Here is a 22,515-nt window from a genome sequence, read left to right as displayed (position 1 = left end):
TGTTCCCGCGATCGACTACATTGCCAGTCGCTCATGAAACCAGAAGTCATCATCGTGCCATCGGTTCCGGCCACCGCGACGCTCGCGCGGCAGGAACGCTGGCTGCTCGCCGGGCTGCTCGCGGCGGCCCTGGCGCTGTTCGTGGTGACCTTCCTTGCGATGCAGCCGTTCATCGTCGAACGCGTTGCTGGAGAGATTCGGAAGGAGGCCGGGATATCGCAGGCCGCCCCCTTCGATATCGATGCCGAACTCGCCGATCTCATGGAAACCGAACCCGTGGATCTTTCGGCGGGGGCCGATCTTCCCCCTGCCGATGTGTTTGCGGAAGCGAAGGGGCCGCCGCTCAATCTTCTGGCGCAGGTCGAACGGGCGCACATCGCGGTTGCCGCTGCGGCGCTGCCTTCCGTCCCCACCGGCCCCGTGCTCACCGAGGAAGAGCAGATGATCGTGGAGGCGAACGCTGAACGCCGCGCGGTGAAGCTGGCGCTCGAGCGGCTGTTCGCACGCACCGAGAACGGCCACACCAGCCTCGCCGCGGCGGTGCTCGTGCAGCCGCTGCTGCGCCGCGCCGAACAGGCGGCGGGGCAGCTCGATGTCTACGGCGATGCGCTGCTGCTTTCGGAAGGTCCGCTGATGAAGCAGGTCGCGTTTGCGGGTTTTCACGCCAGCCGCGCCGCCGCGATGATGGACATCGAACGCGCCGAGGCGATACTGGGCTGAGAGGCTTTCAGGCTGAGGCGGGCTGCGCTTCAAATCCACTCACACTTTGGCGCGCGATCCTTTAGAGCGTGTCCCGTTGATTTTGAAGCGTCGTGACGGAGCGGAAAAGGGCGCATGGGTAGGAGCGAGGAGGGAGCGATGCGGAAGCATCGTAACCGACGAGCGACGCCCCCATGCGCCCTTTTCCGCCCGCCGCTTCGCGGTTGCGTTACCGCGCCCGCCGGACGGCGTCGCGCGGTTTGCGCGTAGCTCTGCTACGCGCCGCACCACGCTCCTTGCCGGACGAACGCGGAAACGCAATCACGATGCTTCAAAATCAACGGGACACGCTCTAAAGCGGTGCCATGAGGACGAACCGCCCGGTGCGCCGGGTTTGACCGAAAAAGCGGAAGACGGGACGCGCGACGCGGATACCGCGGCGCTCGCCAAGGGCGGGCGCACGAACTTCTTCGGATTCGTGCTCCGGCTGCTGGCGCGCCTGCCTTTCCTGTTCATCGCCGGTCAGCTCTACGGTGCCGAGGCGCTCGGCCGGTTCGCCTACGCCACGATGATCGTGGAGCTGATGGCAGCGCTTGCCACCATCGGCCTCAAGCGCGGCCTCGCCAAGGAACTCAGCAAAGGCGATCGCCCGGAAAGCCATGTCGTTGGCGATGGGCTGGTGCTCGCGTGGATGCTGTCGCTGATCGGCGCGCTCATCATGATCGCGGTGCCGCAGATCGTCTTCCCGAACAGCAAGATCTCGGGGCTGGACAGGATCTTCCCGCTCGCTGCGATCTTCATCGTGGGTTCTGACGTCACGCTCGCGGCGCTGGCCTATCGGCACCGCGTCGGCGCGACGGTAACAGCGCGTTCGATCGTCGAACCGTGGGTGCTCACGATCTGCGCCGCCGCGCTCGCGTTCATCCCGGAATGGAAGCCCGATGCGATGATCATCGCCTATGCCGTGTCGCTCGGCGCGGCGTTCGTCGCATCGATCGTGCCGTGCGTGCGCGTGTTCGGCCTGCCGCGCGGATGGCGGCCGCACCCCGGGCGGCTGTTCCGCATGATGCGGGAGAATCTGCCGATCGCGGGGGCCGATGCCATCGAATGGGCCTCGCGGCGCATCGATCTCCTGATCCTCGGCCAGTTCGCAACGCCCGCCGTGCTCGGCATCTATTATGTCGCGCAGCAGGTCGTCACGCTGCCGCAGAAGCTCAAAGTGACGTTCGATCCGATTCTGGCGCCGGTCATCACCAATGGCCTCAAGCAGAGGAATAACGCCGTCATCGCCGGGCATCTGCGGCAGGTCGGGTTCTGGATTCTCGCCGCGCAAATCGGCATCGCGCTGTCGCTCGGCATGACGGGCGAGGCGGTGCTCGATCTCGTCGGCGAAGGCTTCGGCAGCGGCACGATGATCCTCAACCTGCTGCTGCTCGCCGAGATCGCCTATGTCACGGGCGCGGTCGCGGAAACCTGCCTCGTCTATACCGCGCGGCACCGCAACCTGATGCTGTCGGTGGCGACGCTCGGCGTGCAGGTCGGTCTCACGCTGGCATTCATTCCGCTGTTCCGCGAGCTGTTTCCTGCCGAATCGCCGAACGCTGCGGTGAACGGCATCGCGCCCGCCGCCGCGCTGCTCGCATCGGCCCTGTTCGCGACCGTAGTGAAATCGCGGCTGCTGCGCGCCACGCTCGGCGAGCCGGTTTCCGGCTGGCGCTGGCCGATGCTGCTCGCGGCCGGCGCGGCTTTCGCTATCGGGATTCTCGTGCAGCGCTATCTCGTCGCGTACTGGGAACTCGTGCTCGGTCTGCCGGCGATCCTCGCCACCTACGGCATCGTGCTCTGGTATCGCGGTTTCGAAGAGGAAGACCGGCTGCTCTTCGCCGGGCGAGACAAGATGCTCAAGGACCGGGAGCAATCCTAAAGCGTGTGTCGCGGTGTCCGTTTCGCGCCCCACGGGCCACTGAGATCGTGAAGCTCCACATCGATGCATTCCGCGTCCGCCCGCAGCGCCGCGCCGCCCGCGAAATCGATTTCGATGCCGCCGTTTTCCCAGCGCAGCGCGAGCAGATCGAGCACCGCGCCCGATGACGGCCAGCTCCGCCGCTTGAGACCCGTGAGCGAATCCAGCCGCAGCACGCAGCGCACGCGCGAGGGTTGCCGCGTTTCCCAGCGGTAGCGGTTGGCGATGATGACGAGCCGCCGCGCCTTCGCATCGTAGGCAACGTCGCCGCTCTTCACGGCGGCGTCCTGCATCAGCGCGGAAATCGTTTCGAGATCCGCCTCGTCGGCGGCCAGCAGCCGCAGCCGCTCAGCCATCGGAAACCCGCTCGATGTCGGCGCCCGCGCCGGAGAGTTTCTCTTCGAGATGCTCGTAGCCGCGATCGAGGTGATAGATGCGGTTCACCACCGTCTCGCCCTCGGCCGCAAGTCCCGCGAGCACAAGGCTCATCGAGGCGCGAAGGTCGGTCGCCATCACCTGCGCGCCGGTCAGCCGGGCAACCCCGTGCACCTCGGCGGTGCGGCCCGAAACGCGAATGTCCGCGCCCATGCGCGCCAGCTCGGGCACGTGCATGTAGCGGTTTTCGAAGATTGTCTCGGTGAGGTGGCTGGTGCCCTCGGCGAGCGCAAGCATCGCCATGAACTGCGCCTGCATGTCGGTCGGGAAGCCGGGGAACGGTTGCGTTTCGATGTCGATCGCCTGGATACGGCCGGTGTGCTTCACGCGGACACCGCCTTCGGTGGCCTCCACCTCCAGCCCCGCATCGCGCAGCCGGTCCGCGACGACGCCGAGCGTGGCGAGATCGGCGCCGACGAGTTCCACCTCGCCGCCAGCCGTGCCGACCGCACAGGCGTAGCTGCCCGCCTCGATCCGGTCCGGCATCACCGCGTACGTCGCGCCGTGCAGACTGGTGCGGCCCTGCACGCGGATCGTCGAAGTGCCGTGCCCTTCGATCTTCGCGCCCATGGCATTGAGGCAGTTGGCGAGGTCGACGATTTCGGGTTCGCGCGCGGCGTTCTCGATCACCGTTTCGCCCTTCGCGAGCACGGCGGCCATCAATGCGTTTTCCGTGGCGCCCACGGAAACGATCGGGAACTCGATGCGTCCGCCGACGAGGCCCTTCGCGGTCGTCGCCTTCACATAGCCCGATGTCACCTCGATCTCGGCGCCGAGCGCTTCCATCGCTTTCAGGTGCAGGTCGACCGGCCGGTTGCCGATCGCGCAGCCGCCGGGCAGCGAGACGGTCGCCTCGCCCGCGCGCGCGAGCAGCGGCCCCAGCACGAGCACCGAGGCGCGCATCTTGCGCACGATATCGTAGGGCGCGAGCGTCGTGGTGAGCCGCGCCGCCTTGATCGTCATCACGCGCCCGAATTCGCCGCGCCGGTGCCCCTCGATCAGCGTCGAGACGCCGTGCTGATTGAGCAGGTGGCCGAACGTGTCGACGTCGGCAAGCCGCGGCAGGTTGCGCAGCGTCAGCGGCTCCTCGGTGAGGATCGCCGCGGGCATCAGCGTGAGTGCGGCGTTCTTCGCGCCCGAGATGGCGATGCGCCCGGAAAGCGGCCTGCCGCCGCGAATGATGATCTTGTCCATGGGGTTATGGTCTAGCGGGATTTGTGGCGGCGCGTAAGCCGCCGATCGAGAAGACGAGGAGCCCCGCCCAGATGAAGCCGAACGCGGTCAGCCGCCAGATGTCGAGCGGTTCGCCGAAGATGAAAACGGCGATCAGAAAGACGAGCGATGGGGCAAGATACTGGAGCAAGCCGAGCGTCGAAAGGCGCAGCCGCAGTGCCGCATAGCCGAACAGTCCCAGCGGGACCACCGAAACGACGCTCTGCCCGATGAGCGCCATGTCGGTAACGGCGCCGTAGTGGAACAAGGGTTCCGCCGCGAGCACCAGCCAGCCGATCGCGATCGGCGAGACGACGCCCGTTTCCACGATGAGCCCCGTTACGGGATCGACCGGCGTATGCTTGCGGATGAGGCCATAAAGACCGAACGATACGGCAAGCCCGATCGATACCCACGGCACGGTTCCGTGCGCGATGGTGACGATCCCGACACCGGTGGCCGCAAGCGCCACGGCGATGCGCTTCGGCGTTTCGAACGGCTCCTTGAGCAGCACCACGCCGAGCGCGACGTTCAGCAACGGCTGCATGAAATAGCCGAGACTGGCTTCAAGCGCGCGACCGTTCAGCACCGCCCATGTATAGATCAGCCAGTTGCCGCCGATCAGCGCGCCGCTCGCCGCGAGCATCAGCAGCAGACGGGGCTGCCCGAGTGCTGCGCGCAGACGCGGCAGGCCCCGGATGGCGAAGGCGGCGAGGCACGTCAGCAGGAACGACCACACGATCCGGTGCGCCAGCACGTCCTCGGCTGGAATCCCATCGAAAAGATGCAGGTAGAGGGGCATCAGCCCCCAGATCAGGAAGGCGCCGACGCCCGCCGCAAGCCCGCGGCGTGTCTGTTCCTCGGTCACGCCGCTAGAGCCGCGGCAGCGTCACGCCGCGCTGGCCCATGTATTTGCCCGCGCGGTCGGCATAGCTCGTTTCGCAAGGTTCGTTGCCCTGCAGGAACAGGAACTGGCACGCGCCTTCATTCGCATAGATGCGCGCAGGCAGCGGCGTCGTGTTGGAAAATTCCAGCGTCACATGGCCTTCCCAGCCGGGCTCGAGCGGCGTCACGTTCACGATAATGCCGCAGCGCGCGTAGGTCGATTTGCCGAGACAGATCACGAGCACGTCGCGCGGCACGCGGAAATATTCCACCGTGCGGGCGAGCGCGAACGAGTTGGGCGGGATTATGCACACATCGGTCTTGCGATCGACGAAGCTGTTCGAATCGAAATTCTTCGGATCGACCACCGCCGAATCGACGTTGGTGAAGATCTTGAATTCGTCGGCGACGCGCGCGTCATAGCCATAAGAGGAAAGGCCGAAGCTGATCGTGCCCTCACGGCGCTGGCTGTCCACGAACGGCTCGATCATGCCGTTCTCAAGCGCCTGCCCGCGAATCCATTTGTCGGACATCACCGCCATGTAACCCGGCCCTTCCAGAAGACAGCGTCAGCCGCGGATGTGCAGCACGCAGATCAATGTGAATAGCCGCCGCGCGGTATCGAAATCCACTTCGATCTTGCCGCTCATCCGCTCGATCAGCGTATCGGCGGCGGCGTTGTGGATGCCGCGCCGCGCCATGTCGACGGTTTCGATCTGACTCGCCGTCGATTGCCGGATCGCCTGGTAATAGCTTTCGCAGACCGCGAAATATTCGCGGATCACGCGGCGGAACGGAGAGAGCGCGAGCACGATCGTCTCGATGTGCGCATCGTCGCTGGCCGCGATATCGATGGCGAGCCGGCCGTCCTCCACGCGAAGGCGAATCCGGTAGGGCCCCTCGTACGGGGCGCCGCGCGTCGTCACCAGCCGGAAGCTGTTGCCTTCGAGCAGATCGAAGATCGCAACGCGCCGCTCCTGCTCGATATCGGCGCTCCGCCACAGGATCGTGCGGTCGTCGAGCTGGACATCGATGATGCGGTAATCGCCCATGTCGCTGCTTTATCGGGGCAAGCGCCCGCACGATAGCCCGAAATCGGCACCGCCAACGACGCCCAACGCCTTAGGGCTGAACACCCCCCGAACCCGTCAGGGTTCGCAAGGCCGACCGGCCGCCCGAGCTTATGCGAGGAAGCCAAGGCGACGGATGTCGCCGCCCGGCGTCTGAGGGACAAAAAACCGAACGCGTTCGCAAGGCCGACCGGCCGCCCGAGCTTATGCGAGGAAAGCCAAGGCCGCGGATGCGGCCGCCCGGCGATTGAGGCTAAACAAAAAAGAAAAATTGGCGCGCCCGGAACGATTCGAACGTCCGACCCTCAGATTCGTAGTCTGATGCTCTATCCAGCTGAGCTACGGGCGCGCACGGGAGGGCGCTACATAGTCGCCTCCGGCATCGTGTTCAAGCCCGTGTTTGCACTGTCGTGGCGGTTTGCACGTGCTTGCGGCTGAGGGGCGGCATCTCTATCGTCCCGCCCCGATGCGATACCTTGCTTTCCCGGCTTTTCTGGCCGTTTCCCTGACGCTCGGCGCCTGTGCGGACCGCGGCGGCGAATGGCCCTCGCTGGCGCGCGTGCCGGGTTCGCCGAACGCACCCTGCGGTCCCGCGGCCGAATCGGCGCCGACCGGAGCGCGTCCCTGCGTTGCCGCGCCGCCGGTGACGGCCGCTACCCCCGCTCCCGATCTTCCCGCGCTCGAAGCGCGTCTTGCGGCGGCGCGCGGAGCGTGGGCGGATGCGCTGAAGACCGCGGAGACCGCCGTATCGGCGGCGGCCAGCGCCGGTGCGGGCGAAAGCGCGTGGGCGGCGGCAGAGCTTCAGCTCAGCCGGCTCGAACGCGCGGCGGCGCCGTTCGCGGAGGTTGCCGAAGCGCTCGCAGGGTCCGAATCCGGCGCAGCGCTGCGAGAGGCGGCAGAGGCCGACCGGGCGCGTCATCTCGAAGCCTTCGCCCGGCTTCGGTCCGCGCTTCGGCGTTAGCGCATCCTCCCGAAAAGTCGTCCGGCGCAACTTTTTGTGCGCCCAACACAACTTATGCGTGTGTCGTTTACGGCTTGTTTACGACTTCGGGACTAAACCTGTGGCTGCAGACTGATCAGCCAACGGTTCGTCCCCTGGTTCCTCTCCGTTTCCGCCGGGCGGTCTGCTGAAAGAAGGGCACGAAAGCCGCCCCCGCGGCGATCCAAGTGCCCCAACGGTGCCCGAAAGGGCCGCGGCGCCAAGTCCCCCGTGCGCCCTGGCCTTGATCGCCGCCCGGTCCGTGCACCCCGCCGGACCGGGCGGCTTTTCGTTGTGCGGACGTTGACGCCGCGCGGGTGGGTGATGCACGCTTGCAACGCAGTCGCCCACACGGCCCCGGCGGGTGGACCCGAATCTCTCGCCGTGCGTTCAGCGCCGTGAAGGAACATTAAGGAAAATGGTGCATCGTGCCTGCCGTGTGGGGGCCGTATGCACCGAGATGGAAAACAAGATGGCCGAAAAGGACACGGGAAGCAGAGCTGAAAGGGTTGCAGAGGCCCGGCCCATGCGAAGTCCCGATCTGCAGAACACGGAATTGCAGGCTTTGCTGCAGGAGTTGGACCGCCCGCTCGATCAGGCCGTGGTCGACAGAGGTTTGCTGCGGCTCGCCGCCTTCGTTGCCGGACGGCAATAATCCAGCTTAACGGCGTCGTCGTGCCAGGTGCGCAACCGCGAGCAGTGCACGGGAGGTCAGCAGTTCCGGGCTCGCGGCTCCCGGTGACTTGATCTGGCGCTCCGCATCCAGCAGGCGCGAAAGGCCATTGCGCAGCGCCGGCGCGTTCCATGCCGATGCCTGCCGCCCGATGCGGTCGCGCGCCTTCCAGAAGATTGGCGGTCGCGCGGCTTCTACCGCTTCTTTCGCGCTGCGACCGCTGTCGATCGTGCGCCTGAGTTCGCCGAGCAGCGTTAGCCGCCGCGCCACCGCGCGCAGCTGCGGAATCCCGACGATGCCGTTGCGACCGAGCTTTGCCGCCTGCACTTCGGCCTCGGCGGAATCGCCGTCCGCGACCGCGTTCACCAGCGCGTCGAAATCCGATTCGGCCATCGCCGCGCCGAGTTCGGCGAGCGTTTCCATTTCGAGTGCGCGGACCCGGTCCGGCGCGGCATCGAGGTAGAGCGCGAGCTTTTCGAGTTCGCGGGCCAGCACGCCGCGCTCGGCGCCGAAACCGGCGGCGAGCGCTTCCGCCGCTTCGCGTGAGGGCTTGAGGCCGTGCCGCGCGCAGGCATCGATCACCATGTCCACCGCCTCGCGGCCATCGGGCACGAAGCACTGCGCGACGATGGCGAGCGGTGAGGCCGCCGCCGCCTTGATGAGCGCGGACGTCGCCTTGAGGCTCCCCGTTCCCACCATCACCACGGGATTGCCCGCGGCGGGTGCGGTCAGCAGCGCCTCGACCGCGGCGGTGCAATTGTCGCCCGCGCCGTCCACGCGGATCAGGCGGCGGTCGCCGAACATCGAAACCGCGGCGGCTTCATCGGCAAGCCTCGCGGGATCGCCGGCGAGTGAGGTGGGATCGAAATCGATGCGACCCATCGGGTCGTCGGCAGGAGCAAGCAGCGCCGTAAACTTGTCCGCGATCTCGCGCGCCTGCGCCTCGTCGGGGCCGTAAAGCAGAACAAGTCGGGTGGCGGGGTCGAAGCGCGCCAGCGCCGCATCGATCGCCTTGCGATCGGCTGCCTTCACGCCGCCTTCACCGCGCCGCTTCGCTGCGCGCGAACAGCGCGACGCGCGCGATGATCTGCTGGGCGATCTCTTCGGAAAGCCGTTCGAGCGCGGCATTTTCGGCCGCGAGTACGGCGTATTCGGAACTCACGATGTCGATGCCCGCGTCAGACCTTGCGGCGGCATCGATCAGCACGGCGCCGCTTGCGTCTTCCACCAGCTGCCAGCGCGCGCGCAGCTGGCGCCGTTCGCGCGAGATCGAATCGTCACCGCGCACGCCGAAGCCGCTGAGGCTGTCGTCGAGCTTCACGATCAGCTTGTAGCGGCGCTCGCCGCTTGCGTCGGGCAGACGATCGAGCAGCGCCTGCCGCACCAGATAGCCCGATTTTTCCGGGATCACCGGCACGTCGATCCCGGTCAGGATCGTCGCGCCCGGCCCCTGGCTGCCGCCCGAATAGACCGGTTGCAGCCCGCAGCCCGCCATCAGCAAGAGCAGCAGGGCGGCGGCGCGTTTCATGCGACGATGTTCACGAGCCGGTCGGGCACCACGATCACCTTGCGCGGAGTCTTGCCATCCAGCGCACGCTGCACCTTCTCGCGGGTCAAGACCAGCGCTTCCATGTCTTCGCGCGTCGCGCCCTTCGCGGCTTCCACTTCGTCGCGCAGCTTGCCGTTCACCTGGATGGCGATTGTCACCGTGTCCTGCGCCAGCATCGCGGGGTCGGCTTCCGGCCACGCGGCATCGACCGCAAGCCCCGCTTCGCCAAGCGCTTCCCACGCCTCTTCGGCAAGGTGCGGCATCGCGGGCGAGACGAGCTGCACGAGCATCTTCACCGCATGGCGGCGCGCCGAAGACGGCGCGGCCTTCTCGATTGCGGCGGCGAGCTCATAGCTCTTCGCGACCGCCTTGTTGAAGCGCAGCGCCTCGATATCGGCGGTGATGCCGTCGATGGCGACATGCGCCGCGCGGGTCAGCGCGTCGTCCTCGCTGGCGTCGCTTTTTCCGGCATCGTCTTTGGTCTCGTTCACCAGCCGCCAGACACGCTGCACGAAGCGCCACGCGCCCTCGATGCCCGCCTCGGTCCACTGCAGGTCGCGCTCGGCCGGGGAATCGGACAGCACGAACCAGCGCACGGCATCGGCGCCGTACTGGTCGAGGATCGGCGAGGGATCGACGGTGTTCTTCTTCGATTTCGACATCTTCTCGACGCGGCCGACCGTCACCGGTCCGCCGCTGATCTCGAAGAGCGAATTGTCGCGCCGTTCCACTTCGCTCGGCAGCAGCCAGCGGCCGTCGGCAGCGCGGTAGGTCTCGTGCGTCACCATGCCCTGCGTGAAGAGCTGCCGGAACGGCTCGTCAAGGTCGATGAGCCCGCAGGCCTTGAGCGCGCGTGTCCAGAAGCGCGCGTAGAGCAGGTGCAGGATCGCGTGCTCGACGCCGCCGATATATTGGTCGACCGGCAGCCAGCTTTCCGCCTCGGCGCGATCGAACGCCTTGTCCTTCGGCTGGCTCGCGAAGCGGATGAAATACCAGCTCGAATCCGCGAACGTATCAAGCGTATCGGTCTCGCGCCGCGCCGGCTTGCCGCACGTCGGGCAGTCGGCGTTCTTCCACGTCGGGTGGTGTTCCAGCGGATTGCCCGGCGTCTCGAAGGTCACGTCGGCAGGCAGGCGTACCGGTAGCTGGTCTTCGGGCACCGGCACCACGCCGCAATCCCCGCAGTGGATCACTGGGATCGGTGTGCCCCAATAACGCTGGCGCGAAACGCCCCAGTCGCGAAGCCGGAACTGCGTCGTCCCCTCGCCCCAGCCCTCGCCCTCGGCGCGCGTGATCACCGCGGCAATGGCGTCATCGACCTCCATGCCCGTCAGGAACCCAGAGTTCACCAGACGACCGGGCCCGACATACGCCTCGTCCCCGATCGGCTCCTCGGCATCGCCGACAACGCGCGTCACCGGCAGCTGATACTTGCGCGCGAAATCAAGGTCGCGCTGGTCGTGCGCCGGGCAGCCGAAGATGGCGCCCGTGCCGTATTCCATCAGCACGAAGTTCGCCGCGAAGATCGGCAGCGTCCACGTCGGGTCGAGCGGATGCACGACGCGCAGGCCCGTGTCGTAGCCCTTCTTCTCGGCGGTCTCGATCGCTTCGGCGGAGGTGCCGGTCTTGCGGCACTCCTCGATGAAAGCAGCAAGTCCCGCGTCCTTGGCCGCGAGCTCGGCTGCAAGCGGGTGATCCGCGGCAATGGCGGCGAAGCTGGCGCCGAACAGCGTGTCGGGGCGCGTCGTGAACACGTCGAGCCCATCCTCGCGGCCTTCGATCGCGAAGCGGAACTTCAGGCCTCGGCTGCGGCCGATCCAGTTCTCCTGCATCAGCCGCACCTTGTCCGGCCACTGGTCGAGACCGGAAAGCCCATCCAGCAGATCGTCGGCAAACGCAGTGATCTTCAGGAACCACTGGCTGAGCAGGCGGCGTTCCACGGGCGCGCCCGAACGCCATCCTTTGCCGTCAATCACCTGCTCGTTGGCGAGCACGGTCATGTCGACCGGATCCCAGTTGACGTAGCTTTCCTTGCGATAGACGAGCCCCGCCTCGTACATCTTCAGGAACAGCGCCTGCTCGTGGCCATAGTATTCGGCGTCGCAGGTCGCGAATTCGCGGCTCCAGTCGAGCGCGAAGCCGAGGCTCCGGAACTGCTCGCGCATCGCCGCGATGTTCTGTCGCGTCCAGCTTTCGGGGTGCGTCTTCTTCTCGAACGCGGCGTTCTCGGCGGGCATTCCGAAGGCATCCCAGCCCATCGGATGCAGCACCTCGAAACCGCGCGCGCGGCGGAAGCGCGCGATCACGTCCCCCATCGTGTAGTTGCGCACATGGCCCATGTGCAGACGCCCCGACGGATACGGGAACATCTCCAGCACATAGGTCTTGGGCTTTTCGGACGCGCTGTCCGCCGCGAAGGCCTGGCGCTCGTCCCAAATGCGTTGCCAGCGGCCGTCAGCGACCGCGGGGTTGAATCGCGTCATCGGCCTTTAGCCCTGATACACGGCCCTGCGGATGTCGCGGGCGCGGGCGAGGATGGTTTCCTCGAGCTTCTGCACGGTGCCGGCGCGCACCGGGGCGTCGATCCAGTTGCCGCCCTGCTGCTGCTGGCGGACGGCGGCAACGCGCAGCGCGTCGGCGCGCAGCTCGCGGTCGAGGATGTACACGGTGACCTTCACGCGCTCGCCGGGCGCCTGCGGATTGGCATACCAGTCGGTCACGATCACGCCGCCGTTCGAATCGACCTGCGCCATCGGCATGAACGCCAGCGTTTCAAGGCTTGCCCGCCAGAGGTAGGAATTGACGCCGATCGTCGTCGTCGTCGCGGCGGCGAGGTCGGCGCGCGGCGCGTCCTTCTTGCCTCCGCAGGCGGCGAGCAGGGCCAGCGCGATCGCCAGACCCGTAATGCGTACACTCGTCTTCACGTGGATTTCCGCTCCATCAGGCTTGCTCGGCGGCCGTTATAGGCAGCGCTTTCGGGGGCGCATAGCCCCTCTTCGCGTTGCATTCGCTGTTGAGATGTTGCAACAGGTTCGAACGAACCCGGCCGGTCGCCGCCAAACGAGCGATTCGGACTCGGATTCGTGCGGAGGAATCTGTAGTTCTGTCACGTAGTTGTCACAGGCACGCGACAGAAGCGCGGGGGTTATGATTCGGGTTGGGACATACGCAGCAAACGCACTGGTCGCGGTTTCCGCGGGCCTGATGCTATGCGCGCTCCCCGCCGCCGCCTCTTCGAAGAAGCCGATCGAGAAGGTGGCTGCCGACAAGGCCGCAGCCGCGAAGGGTTCTGAAACCCGCCGCAAGCTCACGACCACCGCGGGCGTGGTGACGCCGCTGAAGGCCGAAACGCTCGGCTCCTTCACGCCGCCGATGCTCGACAATGCGCGCCGCGCTGGCGTTGCCGGGGCTTCGCAGGAGCGCACGTTCCGCTTCACGCCGTCTGGCAAGAGCCGCGACAGCAAGGCGTTGGCACTCGGCGTCACGTCGCGCGTCGTCCGCGCGGCTGCGCCGGAAACCGCGCGCCCGGCCGAGACCGAAGCGGCGACGGCCTACAACTTCGACGTGTCCGTGGCGCTCCGGGGCTTCGCGCTCACCGGCGGCTACAGCAAGATCGCCAGCGTGCTCAGCGACGAGCGCGAAGGCGTCGATCTCGGTCTCTCCTATCGCGGCAGCCGCTGGAAGACCGCGCTTCAGCTGAACGCCGAACGCGATGCCGACGGCTGGGTGAACCCGCTCAGCCTCGACAAGCGCTACACGGTCGAACTCGGCGGCGCCTATGCGCTGAACCCGCGCCTCTCGGTCATCGGCGGCGTGCGTTACCAGCTGTCCGAACCCGACCCCTCGGGTCGCTACCTGCTGCGCAGCGGCGAACGCCTCGGCACCGACGGCGAAGCCGGCGCTGTCTACCTGGGTACGTCCTTCAGCTTCTAGGATCGGCTCCGGTTTCGCCCGTCCCGGGCTGCAAACGGTAAGCCTCACTCATTCCATGCGTCGATCGCGCCCCATGCCTGCGCGCCGAGCGCTTGCATCCGTGCGTAGCGCTTGGGGGTCATGCCGCCCAGCGCTGCGACGGTGATCCCCGCTCCACGCGCCATCAGCCCGAAACGGAGCGGTCCGAGCGTCCGGGTACCGGGGTGCGAGCGTGTCGGGAATACGGGCGACAGGAATACGAGGCTCGCGCCTGCGCGCCTTGCCCGCACCAGCCCGGCGCGATCATGTGACGCTGCCGTTATGACGTCACGAACGGGGCGTCCGCCGTCCGGCATATGCACACCGGCCGCGCCCACGGTTCGCGCGAGCCGGGTGTCTCCGGCGACCACCAGTATGTGCCCGTATCGCCGTGCGAGCTTTGCCGCGCGCCGGGCAATCGCTTTGCGATCCGTTGCATCATAGTGCCGCAGCACGATGCCGCTGCCACGCGGCAAACGGCGGATTGCATCCCACAGCGCCTCGCCCATGCGCGGGTCGGTGAACAGCCAGGTTTCAGGCAGGCGCTGGGAGTGGCGGCGTCGCATCCCCCTCTCTATAGGGAAGCGCATGACCGCTGCCGAGACACTCGCCGACATTCACGCCCTCATCGAAAAGGCCGCGAAGCTCGCCGGTCGGAAACCGGACGTTACGCTGGTTGCCGTCTCTAAGACTTTTGATGCGGAGGATATCCGTCCTCTCCTCGAAGCCGGCCAGCGCGTGTTCGGGGAGAACCGCGTGCAGGAAGCGGCGGCGAAATGGCCCGCACTCCGCGATGCGTTCCCCGGCGTAGAGCTCCACCTCGTCGGCCAGCTCCAGTCCAACAAGGCGGCTGAGGCGGTCGCGTTGTTTGACGTCATCCATTCGCTCGACCGCTCGTCGCTCGTCGCCGCGCTCGCGAAGGCCATGGCCGTGTCTGGCCGTCGGGTGCCCTGCTTCGTGCAGGTCAATATCGGCGATGAGGCACAGAAAGGCGGCGTTGCCATCAATGATCTTCCCGCGCTTCTCGCCGAAGCGCGCGCGGCGGAGATCCCGCTCGCCGGATTGATGTGTGTGCCCCCTGCCGACAAAGAGCCCGCGCCCTATTTCGCGCTGCTCGCGAAACTCGCCGCGCGCCATGGGCTCACCGGGCTCAGCATGGGTATGTCGTCGGATTTCGAAACCGCCGTTCAGCTTGGCGCTACGCATGTGCGGATCGGCTCTGCACTGTTCGGAACGCGCGAAACGCACTAGGCTGCCTCTTATGGGCGGCGACATCCTCATTTACGGCGCGAACGGCTACACGGGCCGGCTGGTGGTGGAACGCGCACTCGCGCGCGGATTGAAGCCGGTTCTGGCGGGGCGCAATCGTCAGGCGGTCGAAGCGCTCGCCGACGAAACCGGGCTTCCTTCGCGCGTTTTCGACCTCAAAGGGGATGCTTCCGAGCTTTCGGATATCGGCACGGTGCTGCACCTCGCCGGACCGTTTTCACGCACGTCGGCACCGATGCTTGAGGCCTGCCTCGCGGCGCGCGCGCACTACATCGACATCACCGGCGAGATCGACGTGTTCGAGGCGCTCGCCGCGCGTGATGCAGAAGCGAAGGCGGCCGGCATCGCCGTGCTCCCCGGTGCGGGGTTTGACGTCGTGCCGTCGGATTGCCTCGCCGCGCATTTGAAGCGGCGCCTGCCCGGCGCGGTCTCGCTCGATCTCGTCATCGGCGGCCTCAACGAGGCGAGCCGGGGGACGACACGCACGATGCTGGAAGGCATGGCGGCGGGCACGCGCGTGCGCGAGGGCGGAGCCATCGTCGAACTCTCCGAGGTGCCGCGCGGCACCGCCGATTTCGGACGCGGCCTCAAACCCACCGTCGGCGTGAGCTGGGGCGACGTCTCGACCGCCTGGCATTCCACCGGCATCCCCGACATCCGCGTTTTCTTCGAAGCGAGCCCGCCCCTCGAACGCGCGCTCGGGATGCCGCGCCTGCTCCGGTCGCTGATCGCCAGCGCGCCGGGCCGCTGGCTCGCGGGACGTGCCATCGACCGGATGCCGCCCGGCCCCGATGCCGAAGCGCGCGGCCGGGGGCGCAGCGTGCTCGTCGGCCATGCGACGGACGCCGAGGGAAACCGCGCCGTCAGCCAGCTCGAAACCCCGGAAGGCTATACGCTCACGGCGCTCACCGCCGTCGAGATCGCCCGCCGCATCCACGGCGGCGAGGTTGCGCCGGGTTTCCACACGCCCTCCAGCGCCTTCGGTCCCGATTTCATCCTCGGCTTCAACGGGGTCAAGCGGCGGGACTTGTCGTAGACGGGGCCAGCGCTTCGAGGATGCGGCAATCGGCGACCGTGCCGCCGCAGCACGACGCGATCAGATCGGAAAGTGCCGCCTTCAGGGCTTCGAGATCGGCGATCTTGCGCTCGACCTCGGCGAGATGATCGCGCGCGAGGTCGTCCACCGTGGCGCAATCGCGGGCTTTGTCGTCCGAGAGTTCGAGAAGCGCGCGCACCTGATCGAGCGAAAAGCCGAGATCGCGCGCGCGGCGGATGAACGACAGGCGATTGAGGTCCGGCGCGCCGTATGCACGGTAGTTGCCGTCCGTGCGCGGCGGCTTCGATAGCAGACCGATGCGCTCGTAGTAGCGGACCGTCTCGACGTTCGTGCCCGTCGCGCGTCCGAGCGCGCCGATTTTCAGTTCCATGCTCTTGACCCTGTAGCAGCTACAGGGTGCATATGCGGTGTCCTGTCTGAAAAATCGAGGGTGACGCATGGCGGGCGGGTGTTGCGGATGTGAGACGAAGGCACCAGTCGTCGACAAGGCATGGCGGCGGGTGCTCTGGATCGCGCTCGCGATCAACGCGGGTATGTTCGCGGTCGAGATCGCGGCGGGAGTCGCGGCGCATTCCGCCTCGCTCAAGGCCGATGCGCTCGATTTCCTGGGGGATAGCGCCAACTACGCGATCAGTCTCGGCGTCGCGGGCATGGCACTCGAATGGCGCGCCCGCGCGGCCTTGCTGAAAGGCATTTCGCTGCTGCTGCTCGGGCTCTGGGTGCTCGGCACCACCGTCTGGATGACATTTGCCGGAACCCTGCCAAAGGCCGAGACGATGGGCATCGTCGGTGTGCTCGCTCTTCTCGCCAACCTCGCCTGCGCGGTCATGTTATGGCGGCACCGGGACGGCGATGCGAACCGCCGCTCGGTGTGGATCTGCTCGCGGAACGATGCGATCGGCAACGTTGCTGTGGTGGCGGCCGCGCTCGGCGTGTTCGGCACCGGCACGGCGTGGCCCGATCTGGCGGTTGCCGTGATCCTTGCGGGGCTTGGCGTCAGCGGCGGCTGGCAGATCATCCGGCAAGCGCGCAGCGAATTGAAAACAGGCCGCGAACCTCAGGCGATCTCGATCGTGTCGGTCGGGGAGAGCTGCTCCACGAGCGCCAGCAGCGCCTCACGCGAAACGGCAACGCAGCCCTGCGTATAGGGCCTTTCTGCCTTGCAGTGCAGGAAGATGGCGCTGCCCATGCCGGGCACCGGCGGCGTGTCGTTGTGCCCGAGGATGACGATGAGATCGTAGAGGCCGTCATCGCGCCAAAGATGCTCCGCCGAGAAGCGATGCGGATGCTGCACCGGCCGGTTGTAGGCGGGGTCGCGCACATCGTCGGACCAGCCGTCGCTTTCGTGCAGCCTGCGCCACGGCAGCCGTGTGTTCGGGGCGGCGAGCTTGTCGGGGCGCACCAGCAGTGCGCGAATGGCGTATGTGCCGCGTGGTGTCATGGCGTCACCTTCGCGCTTGTCCGCCGCGGCCGTCGCACCCGCCTTGCCGATCAGGCACGGGATGGTCTCGCCAAACGCCATCAGCGTGCGTGCGGCGGTATCGACGCGGATGGCACTCACAGCATGTGCCCGGTGCGATCGCGCTTGGTGCGCAGATACGCCTCGTTGTGCGCGCCTTCACCGGCCTTGAGCGGCAGCCGCTCAGCCACGGTGATGCCCTCCGTCTCAAGCCCCGCGACCTTGGCGGGGTTGTTGGTGAGCAGGCGGATGGTGCCGAAACCGAGCGCCTTCAGCATGTTCGCCGCGAGCGCGAACTCGCGTTCGTCGATCTCGAAGCCAAGGCGGAGGTTGGCGTCCACCGTATCGAAGCCCTGATCCTGCAGCGCATAGGCGCGCAGCTTGTTGATGAGGCCGATGCCGCGCCCTTCCTGCTGGAGATAGAGCAGGATGCCGCCGCCGGATTCGGCGATCGCGTGCAGCGCGGCGTGGAGCTGATCTCCGCAATCGCACTTCAGCGAGCCGAGCAGATCGCCGGTGAGGCACGAACTGTGCAGGCGCACCAGCGGCGTGGTGCCGTAGGGATCGCCGATCAGCAGCGCGAGATGCTCCGGACCGCCCGGCAGGCGGAAAGCGACGATCTCGGTCTTCTCGTGAACCTTGATGGGCAGGCGCGCGCGACTGACGAGCTTCAGCGCGCCGGTTTCCGCGAAGTGTTCGATATCCGCCGCCGCCACGACGTCAGCCGCCGCGCCGTCCTCGATCACGAACAGCGCGGGCAGCAGCCCGGCGTGCTTGGCGAGGTTCAGCGCGGCGCGGCCGGCGCGTTCGATGCGCCCGGGCGGCAGGCTGCGGAACGGGCCTTTCATCGGCGTTGCGAGGTCGAGCACCGGATCGGCGACCGCGCGCGCGATATCGAGGTCGAGCCACGGTGTGCGTTCGATCAGCACGGCCTGCATCCCCGCCGCGGCGAGCTGGTTGCCGAGGCCCAGAAAGGCGGCGCGCTTGTCGGTAAGCAGCACATTTGCCCGTGCACCGCCCTCGAACGCTGCAAGCGATTCGGAATCGGCAAGCTCGATGGCAAGGACCGTGATGGACACCACGCCGTCGGTTACCTGTACGGGGTGACCGCGCCTGAGCGCGTCGATGGCACGTTCGGCGCTCTGCACCGCGCTGGTCAAAGCGCGAACTCCGCGATCAGGGGAACGTGATCAGAGGGTTTCTCCCAGCTCCGCGCGGGTTCCAGCACACGGAAGCCCGCAAGCGTGTCCTTCATCGCGGGCGAGACCCACACATGGTCGAGCCGCCGGCCGCGGTCGTTCACCGTGTGATCCTTGTTGCGATAGCTCCACCACGTGTAGAGCCGCTGCGGCGCGGGCACGAGCGTGCGCGCCACGTCCACCCAGTCGTGGCTCTGCATCAGGCCGGTCAGCGCCTCCACCTCGATGGGCGTGTGGCTGACGACGTCGAGCAGCGCCTTGTGGCTCCACACGTCGCACTCGAGCGGCGCGATGTTGAAATCGCCGAGGATGATCGTTGGGTCGCGCAGAGATTCGGACCAGCGCGTCATGCGCTGCACGAAATCCAGCTTCTGCCCGAACTTCGGGTTCAGCGTCCGATCGGGGATGTCGCCGCCCGCAGGCACGTAGACGTTTTCAAGCAGGATGCCGTTCGGCAGCCGCACGCCGATGTGGCGCGCCTCGCCATTGTCCTGCCAGTCGAACCGGCGCTCCTCCACGAGTGGCTGCTTCGAGAGGATGGCGACGCCGTGGTGCATCCGCTGGCCGTTCAGGATCATGTGCGGGTAGCCCAGGCGCTGGATCGCGGCGAGCGGGAAGTCCGCGTTCTGCGCCTTGGTTTCCTGCAGGCAGATGATGTCGGGCGATTCGTCCTTCACCAGCTGCGCGATGATGGGCAGGCGGATGCGGACGGAGTTGATATTCCAGCTGGCGATCTTGAGACGAGACATGGCGAGCGGCTTAGCAAGGCCGGGCGCCGACGCAAAGGCTCAGAAATGCGTAGGCCCCCGCCTTCAAGGTGAAGACGGGGGCCCTTTTTGCGCTCGTCACGCAAGTCGGCGGCGGGTCCGGGCAACAGGGGGCAAATCCCGAACACCAGCCGACTGATGACAATTTAAGGGGCCGATCCTGTCGCTTCAATGAACGGGCCGTCGCTTGAGCGGTGATTCTGACCGTTCCGCCCCTGAATCTCGTTTTACCGGCTGCCGGGGCGGCTGCGCGGGCGCGGATCGCGGTAGCGGAAGGCGTTGTCGTTCACCGGCACGTTGAAGGCGATGTTGGAAAGATCGACACGCGTGGTGTTGCCCTGCGCATCGAGCACACGCCAGCCTTTGAGCTCAAGGCCGCCGGGCGCGGTCCGGTCGCGCTCGAAGAAAATGGTGATGACGCCGTATTCGGGATGCTTCCTGTCCTTCGCCTCCACGGTCAGCGCCTTCGGCGTGGAGGAGACGATTCGGGCGTAGCGCGTGAGATCGGCATTGGCATCGAGCAGCACCGAAAGCGGCGTCTGCTTGATCGGATAGCGCGAGACCTGAGACACCTGATAGTCGATCATGGTGAGGTTGCGCCCGTCCGCGACCACGAGCAGCGGCACCTCCTTCTGATACTGGAAGCGCACCTTCCCCGGCCGCGCCAGCGTGAGCTTGCCGGTCGCCACCGCGCCGCTCTCGGCGGTCTGCCGGAAATCCGCCGTCATCGTCCGCGTCGCAGCAAGGTGCGCGCTCACCTCGGGAATCGAAGCGGCTGCCGGCGCCGAAAGGCCGAGCGTGAAGGCAAGGGCAAGAAGGGCTTTTTTCATCGCGAGTCCTGATAGCGCCGACGCAAAGGTGCGGCAAATCCGGGCGCACGTTGCTGCATCGCGCTTGAACCCGCGTTGAACCGGCAGGCCTTCGTCAGATCCGGTTCCCGTCCGGGTCGATCAGCACTTCGCGGCGGCCGACGTGGTCGGGCGTGCCGACGTAGCCGTCCTTCTCCATGCGCTCGATGAGGCGCGCGGCGTTGTTGTAGCCCACACGCAGTTGGCGCTGGAGGTAGGAGGTGGAGGCCTTCTGGCTTTCGGCGACCACCTGGATGGCGCGGCGGTAGAGGCCGGCTTCGGCATCGTCCTCGTCGATCGGCAGGCCGAACTGACCGTCCGAGCCTTCGGGCTCCTCGGTGACGGCGGCGATATATTCGGGGGCGCCCTGCGCGCGCCAGTGTATCGCGACGCGCTCGACCTCCTCGTCCGATACGAACGGCCCGTGCACGCGCGCGATCTGCTTGCCGCCGGGCATGTAAAGCATGTCGCCCTTGCCGAGCAGCTGCTCGGCGCCCTGCTCGCCGAGGATGGTACGCGAATCGATCTTGGAGGTGACCGAGAAGCTGATGCGCGTCGGCAGGTTCGCCTTGATGACACCGGTGATGACGTCAACCGAAGGCCGCTGCGTCGCCATGATGAGGTGGATACCCGCCGCGCGCGCCTTCTGCGCGAGGCGCTGGATCAGGAACTCCACCTCCTTGCCCGCGGTCATCATCAGGTCGGCGAGCTCGTCGACGACGACGACGATCAGCGGCAGCGTATCGAACTCCAGCGTTTCGGTCTCGTAGATCGGCTGGCCCGTCTCGCTGTCGTAGCCGGTGTGCACCCGCCGCACGAACGGCTCGCCCTTCGCCCGCGCTTCCTTCACCCGCGAGTTGAAGCCGGAAAGCGAGCGGACGTTGACCGATGCCATCATCCGGTAGCGGTCCTCCATCTGCTCCACGGCCCATTTCAGCGCGCGGATCGCCTTCGGCGGCTCGGTGACGACCGGCGAAAGCAGATGCGGAATGCCATCGTAGACGGAAAGCTCCAGCATCTTGGGATCGATCATGATCATTTTGCACTCGCGCGGGCTGAGCCGGTAGAGCAGCGACAGGATCATGGCGTTGAGGCCCACGGACTTGCCCGAGCCGGTGGTGCCCGCGATGAGGAGGTGCGGCATCGGCGCAAGGTCGGCGACGACGGGATCGCCCGCAATGTCCTTGCCGAGCACGATGGGGAGTGCGGCGGACTGCGTTTCGAACGCATCCGAAGAGAGCATTTCCGAAAGCGACACCGTTTCGCGCTTCACGTTCGGCAGCTCGATGCCGATCACGTTGCGGCCGGGCACGACGGCGATGCGCGCCGAAAGCGCGGACATCGAACGCGCGATATCGTCGGCAAGGCCGATCACGCGGCTCGCCTTGATGCCCGCGGCGGGCTCCAGCTCATACATGGTGACCACCGGGCCGGGACGGACTTCCACGATCTCGCCCTTCACGCCGAAGTCGTCGAGCACCGATTCGAGCAGGCGCGCGTTCTGTTCGAGACTCGCCGCGTCGATCTTGCGCGCGGCCGTCTTCGGCGGCGGGGTCAGCAGCGATAGTGGCGGCAGCTGGAAGGAATCGCGCAGATCGAGCCGCGACTGCTTCTCGCGCGCCTCACGCTTGGAGGGCGCGGCCTTCTTCTCGGGCGTGACGATGCGCTTGGTAGGCGCGGCGGCGGTTTCCGGCACGGTCTCGGCATCGCGCGGTGTTTCCCGGCGCGGTTGCGCGCGCGGCGTGGCACGCGGCTGCGGCGCTTCGGCACGCTCGCTGCTGCGTTCGGCAAGGCGCGCGCGGAGCGCGGCGATATCCTCGCGACTGATACCGAGCGCGTAAAAGAAAAGGGCGATCGCCCCGAGCCCAAGCAGCACGCCGATCGGTGCCGTCACGGCGGCGGGGCTCACGTCCGGCGGCAGCAGGCCCGCGGCGGCTTCCGGTATGCGGCCGAGCAGAAGCCCGGCGATGCCTCCGGCACCCGCCGGAAGATCGCCGAGGAGGTCGCGCCCCGGCAGCGCCAGCGCGGCCGCGGCGAGCAGCACCGCACCGAGCGTCGCGGCAAGTTGTCGCCGCCAGCCGTCGAGACCGCGCCGCTGGATCAGCCGCACGCCAAGAAGCGCGACGACCGGCACGACAAGCAGGCTCGCAAGCCCCGCGAGCTGCAGCAGTAGGTCGGATACGTAGGCGCCGGTATAGCCAAGCCAGTTCTGCGGCGCGGTGATCGTAGCGCGGTTGAAGGAGGGATCGGTGCTGTCGTAGCTGGCGAACGCCAGCGTCAGCGCCAGCGCGAGCATGACGAGCACGCCGCCGCCCGCCACGACGGCCGCGCGCTCCAGCGCCACCACCCAGCTTTGCGGCATGATCGCCGTCGATTTGCCTGCTGCCCCGCGCGCCATGACCCTTTGCCGACCCCGTTTTCAATGCAACTGTCGCCGGAACATCCCACGAACATGCCTAAGATTGAGTCCGTGGGGCGCCGGGGTCAAGAAAAAGTCGGC

24 protein-coding genes and 1 tRNA gene are annotated in these 22,515 nt (G+C 67.0%); 8 read left to right on the top strand and 17 right to left on the bottom strand.

Features of this window, described 5'->3' with window-relative positions; genetic code table 11:
* The first annotated feature begins 54 nt into the window (after positions 1 to 54).
* Both ACFQ00_RS01270 and ACFQ00_RS01265 read left to right on the top strand, forming a co-directional pair.
* Entirely contained in the window at positions 55 to 720 is a 666-nt protein-coding gene (locus tag ACFQ00_RS01270) for a hypothetical protein (protein WP_381485046.1), read from the top strand.
* Positions 721 to 1,093: 373 nt separating this feature from the next.
* Positions 1,094 to 2,623, top strand: a complete 1,530-nt coding sequence (locus ACFQ00_RS01265; protein WP_381485043.1) for a lipopolysaccharide biosynthesis protein — start codon at positions 1,094 to 1,096, stop codon at positions 2,621 to 2,623.
* Here ACFQ00_RS01265 and ACFQ00_RS01260 read toward each other — a convergent pair.
* The 6 genes from ACFQ00_RS01260 to ACFQ00_RS01235 form a co-directional block, all read right to left on the bottom strand.
* Positions 2,620 to 3,018: a DUF2948 family protein gene (locus ACFQ00_RS01260; RefSeq protein WP_381485041.1), complete on the bottom strand. Its 399-nt coding sequence runs from the start codon at positions 3,016 to 3,018 to the stop codon at positions 2,620 to 2,622. The genes ACFQ00_RS01265 and ACFQ00_RS01260 overlap by 4 nt on opposite strands.
* On the bottom strand, positions 3,011 to 4,291 hold the full coding sequence (gene murA, locus ACFQ00_RS01255) for a UDP-N-acetylglucosamine 1-carboxyvinyltransferase (protein ID WP_381485038.1): 1,281 nt from the start codon (positions 4,289 to 4,291) through the stop codon (positions 3,011 to 3,013). The genes ACFQ00_RS01260 and murA overlap by 8 nt, the downstream gene beginning before the upstream one ends.
* Before the next feature lie 4 nt (positions 4,292 to 4,295).
* Positions 4,296 to 5,177: an EamA family transporter RarD gene (gene rarD, locus ACFQ00_RS01250; protein WP_381485036.1), complete on the bottom strand. Its 882-nt coding sequence runs from the start codon at positions 5,175 to 5,177 to the stop codon at positions 4,296 to 4,298.
* Positions 5,178 to 5,181: 4 nt separating this feature from the next.
* Positions 5,182 to 5,736: a dCTP deaminase gene (gene dcd / locus ACFQ00_RS01245; protein ID WP_374595978.1), complete on the bottom strand. Its 555-nt coding sequence runs from the start codon at positions 5,734 to 5,736 to the stop codon at positions 5,182 to 5,184.
* 27 nt (positions 5,737 to 5,763) lie between these two features.
* Positions 5,764 to 6,246 carry a UPF0262 family protein gene (locus ACFQ00_RS01240; protein ID WP_381485032.1) on the bottom strand — a complete coding sequence of 161 codons (483 nt, stop codon included), beginning with the start codon at positions 6,244 to 6,246 and terminating at the stop codon, positions 5,764 to 5,766.
* 290 nt (positions 6,247 to 6,536) lie between these two features.
* A tRNA-Arg gene (locus ACFQ00_RS01235) sits at positions 6,537 to 6,613 on the bottom strand.
* A gap of 75 nt (positions 6,614 to 6,688) precedes the next feature.
* Here ACFQ00_RS01235 and ACFQ00_RS01230 point away from each other — a divergent pair.
* Complete coding sequence (locus ACFQ00_RS01230; protein ID WP_381485029.1) at positions 6,689 to 7,225, top strand: hypothetical protein; 537 nt, start codon at positions 6,689 to 6,691, stop codon at positions 7,223 to 7,225.
* Positions 7,226 to 7,703: 478 nt separating this feature from the next.
* Positions 7,704 to 7,898 carry a hypothetical protein gene (locus ACFQ00_RS01225; protein WP_381485026.1) on the top strand — a complete coding sequence of 65 codons (195 nt, stop codon included), beginning with the start codon at positions 7,704 to 7,706 and terminating at the stop codon, positions 7,896 to 7,898.
* Between the two features lie 6 nt (positions 7,899 to 7,904).
* On the opposite strand, the gene holA is transcribed toward ACFQ00_RS01225, so the two are convergent.
* The 4 genes from holA to ACFQ00_RS01205 are packed head-to-tail and all read right to left on the bottom strand — an operon-like array spanning position 7,905 to position 12,389.
* A complete protein-coding gene (holA, locus tag ACFQ00_RS01220; protein ID WP_381485022.1) occupies positions 7,905 to 8,948 on the bottom strand; it encodes a DNA polymerase III subunit delta in 1,044 nt (347 codons plus the stop codon).
* A gap of 7 nt (positions 8,949 to 8,955) precedes the next feature.
* Positions 8,956 to 9,444 (bottom strand): LPS assembly lipoprotein LptE, encoded by a 489-nt coding sequence (gene lptE, locus ACFQ00_RS01215; RefSeq protein WP_381485019.1) that lies wholly within the window; start codon positions 9,442 to 9,444, stop codon positions 8,956 to 8,958.
* Positions 9,441 to 11,948: a leucine--tRNA ligase gene (gene leuS / locus ACFQ00_RS01210; RefSeq protein ID WP_381485016.1), complete on the bottom strand. Its 2,508-nt coding sequence runs from the start codon at positions 11,946 to 11,948 to the stop codon at positions 9,441 to 9,443. The genes lptE and leuS overlap by 4 nt, the downstream gene beginning before the upstream one ends.
* Positions 11,949 to 11,954: 6 nt before the next feature.
* Positions 11,955 to 12,389 (bottom strand): DUF3576 domain-containing protein, encoded by a 435-nt coding sequence (locus ACFQ00_RS01205; RefSeq protein WP_374595971.1) that lies wholly within the window; start codon positions 12,387 to 12,389, stop codon positions 11,955 to 11,957.
* 223 nt (positions 12,390 to 12,612) lie between these two features.
* Here ACFQ00_RS01205 and ACFQ00_RS01200 point away from each other — a divergent pair, with 223 nt between their 5' ends.
* Positions 12,613 to 13,398 (top strand): porin, encoded by a 786-nt coding sequence (locus tag ACFQ00_RS01200; RefSeq protein WP_381485013.1) that lies wholly within the window; start codon positions 12,613 to 12,615, stop codon positions 13,396 to 13,398.
* Between the two features lie 44 nt (positions 13,399 to 13,442).
* Here ACFQ00_RS01200 and ACFQ00_RS01195 read toward each other — a convergent pair whose 3' ends face one another.
* Positions 13,443 to 13,982: a thiamine phosphate synthase gene (locus ACFQ00_RS01195; RefSeq protein WP_381485011.1), complete on the bottom strand. Its 540-nt coding sequence runs from the start codon at positions 13,980 to 13,982 to the stop codon at positions 13,443 to 13,445.
* 22 nt (positions 13,983 to 14,004) lie between these two features.
* On the opposite strand from ACFQ00_RS01195, the gene ACFQ00_RS01190 reads away from it, so the two are divergent.
* Together ACFQ00_RS01190 and ACFQ00_RS01185 are read left to right on the top strand one after the other, a co-directional pair.
* Positions 14,005 to 14,667, top strand: coding sequence for a YggS family pyridoxal phosphate-dependent enzyme (locus ACFQ00_RS01190; RefSeq protein WP_381485008.1), 663 nt, complete (start codon positions 14,005 to 14,007; stop codon positions 14,665 to 14,667).
* A gap of 10 nt (positions 14,668 to 14,677) precedes the next feature.
* Positions 14,678 to 15,721 (top strand): saccharopine dehydrogenase family protein, encoded by a 1,044-nt coding sequence (locus tag ACFQ00_RS01185; RefSeq protein WP_381485006.1) that lies wholly within the window; start codon positions 14,678 to 14,680, stop codon positions 15,719 to 15,721.
* On the opposite strand, the gene ACFQ00_RS01180 is transcribed toward ACFQ00_RS01185, so the two are convergent.
* The gene (locus ACFQ00_RS01180) at positions 15,699 to 16,112 is read right to left on the bottom strand and encodes a MerR family transcriptional regulator (RefSeq protein ID WP_381485005.1); all 414 of its coding nucleotides are present in this window, start codon (positions 16,110 to 16,112) and stop codon (positions 15,699 to 15,701) included. The genes ACFQ00_RS01185 and ACFQ00_RS01180 overlap by 23 nt on opposite strands.
* A gap of 67 nt (positions 16,113 to 16,179) precedes the next feature.
* Here ACFQ00_RS01180 and ACFQ00_RS01175 point away from each other — a divergent pair, with 67 nt between their 5' ends.
* Positions 16,180 to 16,890 carry a cation transporter gene (locus ACFQ00_RS01175; protein ID WP_381485002.1) on the top strand — a complete coding sequence of 237 codons (711 nt, stop codon included), beginning with the start codon at positions 16,180 to 16,182 and terminating at the stop codon, positions 16,888 to 16,890.
* On the opposite strand, the gene ACFQ00_RS01170 is transcribed toward ACFQ00_RS01175, so the two are convergent.
* The 5 genes from ACFQ00_RS01170 to ACFQ00_RS01150 form a co-directional block, all read right to left on the bottom strand.
* Positions 16,800 to 17,303, bottom strand: a complete 504-nt coding sequence (locus ACFQ00_RS01170; RefSeq protein WP_381485000.1) for a L,D-transpeptidase family protein — start codon at positions 17,301 to 17,303, stop codon at positions 16,800 to 16,802. The genes ACFQ00_RS01175 and ACFQ00_RS01170 overlap by 91 nt on opposite strands.
* Positions 17,300 to 18,361 carry a GTP cyclohydrolase II gene (gene ribA, locus ACFQ00_RS01165; RefSeq protein ID WP_381484998.1) on the bottom strand — a complete coding sequence of 354 codons (1,062 nt, stop codon included), beginning with the start codon at positions 18,359 to 18,361 and terminating at the stop codon, positions 17,300 to 17,302. The genes ACFQ00_RS01170 and ribA overlap by 4 nt, the downstream gene beginning before the upstream one ends.
* A complete protein-coding gene (gene xth, locus ACFQ00_RS01160) occupies positions 18,358 to 19,149 on the bottom strand; it encodes an exodeoxyribonuclease III (RefSeq protein ID WP_381484994.1) in 792 nt (263 codons plus the stop codon). The genes ribA and xth overlap by 4 nt, the downstream gene beginning before the upstream one ends.
* Positions 19,150 to 19,394: 245 nt before the next feature.
* On the bottom strand, positions 19,395 to 19,997 hold the full coding sequence (locus tag ACFQ00_RS01155) for a LolA family protein (RefSeq protein ID WP_381484991.1): 603 nt from the start codon (positions 19,995 to 19,997) through the stop codon (positions 19,395 to 19,397).
* A gap of 94 nt (positions 19,998 to 20,091) precedes the next feature.
* Positions 20,092 to 22,413, bottom strand: coding sequence for an FtsK/SpoIIIE family DNA translocase (locus ACFQ00_RS01150; RefSeq protein ID WP_381484989.1), 2,322 nt, complete (start codon positions 22,411 to 22,413; stop codon positions 20,092 to 20,094).
* Positions 22,414 to 22,515: the final 102 nt, after the last annotated feature.

Origin of the sequence: Sphingosinicella xenopeptidilytica, assembly GCF_042676985.1 — a bacterium.
Taxonomy (GTDB): domain Bacteria; phylum Pseudomonadota; class Alphaproteobacteria; order Sphingomonadales; family Sphingomonadaceae; genus Sphingosinicella; species Sphingosinicella xenopeptidilytica.
Note: the sequence above shows the minus strand (reverse complement) of the source record. Positions and strands in the feature narration are given on the sequence as shown.

Excerpts from the sequence above, each read along its gene's own strand:
- leuS (WP_381485016.1), bottom strand. The coding sequence starts at position 11,948 with ATGACGCGATTCAACCCCGCGGTCGCTGACGGCCGCTGGCAACGCATT.
- ACFQ00_RS01155 (WP_381484991.1), bottom strand. The coding sequence starts at position 19,997 with ATGAAAAAAGCCCTTCTTGCCCTTGCCTTCACGCTCGGCCTTTCGGCG.
- murA (WP_381485038.1), bottom strand. The coding sequence starts at position 4,291 with ATGGACAAGATCATCATTCGCGGCGGCAGGCCGCTTTCCGGGCGCATC.
- dcd (WP_374595978.1), bottom strand. The coding sequence starts at position 5,736 with ATGGCGGTGATGTCCGACAAATGGATTCGCGGGCAGGCGCTTGAGAAC.
- ACFQ00_RS01150 (WP_381484989.1), bottom strand. The coding sequence starts at position 22,413 with ATGGCGCGCGGGGCAGCAGGCAAATCGACGGCGATCATGCCGCAAAGC.
- ACFQ00_RS01190 (WP_381485008.1), top strand. The coding sequence starts at position 14,005 with ATGACCGCTGCCGAGACACTCGCCGACATTCACGCCCTCATCGAAAAG.
- ACFQ00_RS01185 (WP_381485006.1), top strand. The coding sequence starts at position 14,678 with ATGGGCGGCGACATCCTCATTTACGGCGCGAACGGCTACACGGGCCGG.
- ACFQ00_RS01195 (WP_381485011.1), bottom strand. The coding sequence starts at position 13,982 with ATGCGACGCCGCCACTCCCAGCGCCTGCCTGAAACCTGGCTGTTCACC.
- ACFQ00_RS01225 (WP_381485026.1), top strand. The coding sequence starts at position 7,704 with ATGGAAAACAAGATGGCCGAAAAGGACACGGGAAGCAGAGCTGAAAGG.
- lptE (WP_381485019.1), bottom strand. The coding sequence starts at position 9,444 with ATGAAACGCGCCGCCGCCCTGCTGCTCTTGCTGATGGCGGGCTGCGGG.
- ACFQ00_RS01260 (WP_381485041.1), bottom strand. The coding sequence starts at position 3,018 with ATGGCTGAGCGGCTGCGGCTGCTGGCCGCCGACGAGGCGGATCTCGAA.
- ACFQ00_RS01180 (WP_381485005.1), bottom strand. The coding sequence starts at position 16,112 with ATGGAACTGAAAATCGGCGCGCTCGGACGCGCGACGGGCACGAACGTC.
- xth (WP_381484994.1), bottom strand. The coding sequence starts at position 19,149 with ATGTCTCGTCTCAAGATCGCCAGCTGGAATATCAACTCCGTCCGCATC.
- ACFQ00_RS01240 (WP_381485032.1), bottom strand. The coding sequence starts at position 6,246 with ATGGGCGATTACCGCATCATCGATGTCCAGCTCGACGACCGCACGATC.
- ACFQ00_RS01175 (WP_381485002.1), top strand. The coding sequence starts at position 16,180 with ATGGCGGGCGGGTGTTGCGGATGTGAGACGAAGGCACCAGTCGTCGAC.
- ACFQ00_RS01200 (WP_381485013.1), top strand. The coding sequence starts at position 12,613 with ATGATTCGGGTTGGGACATACGCAGCAAACGCACTGGTCGCGGTTTCC.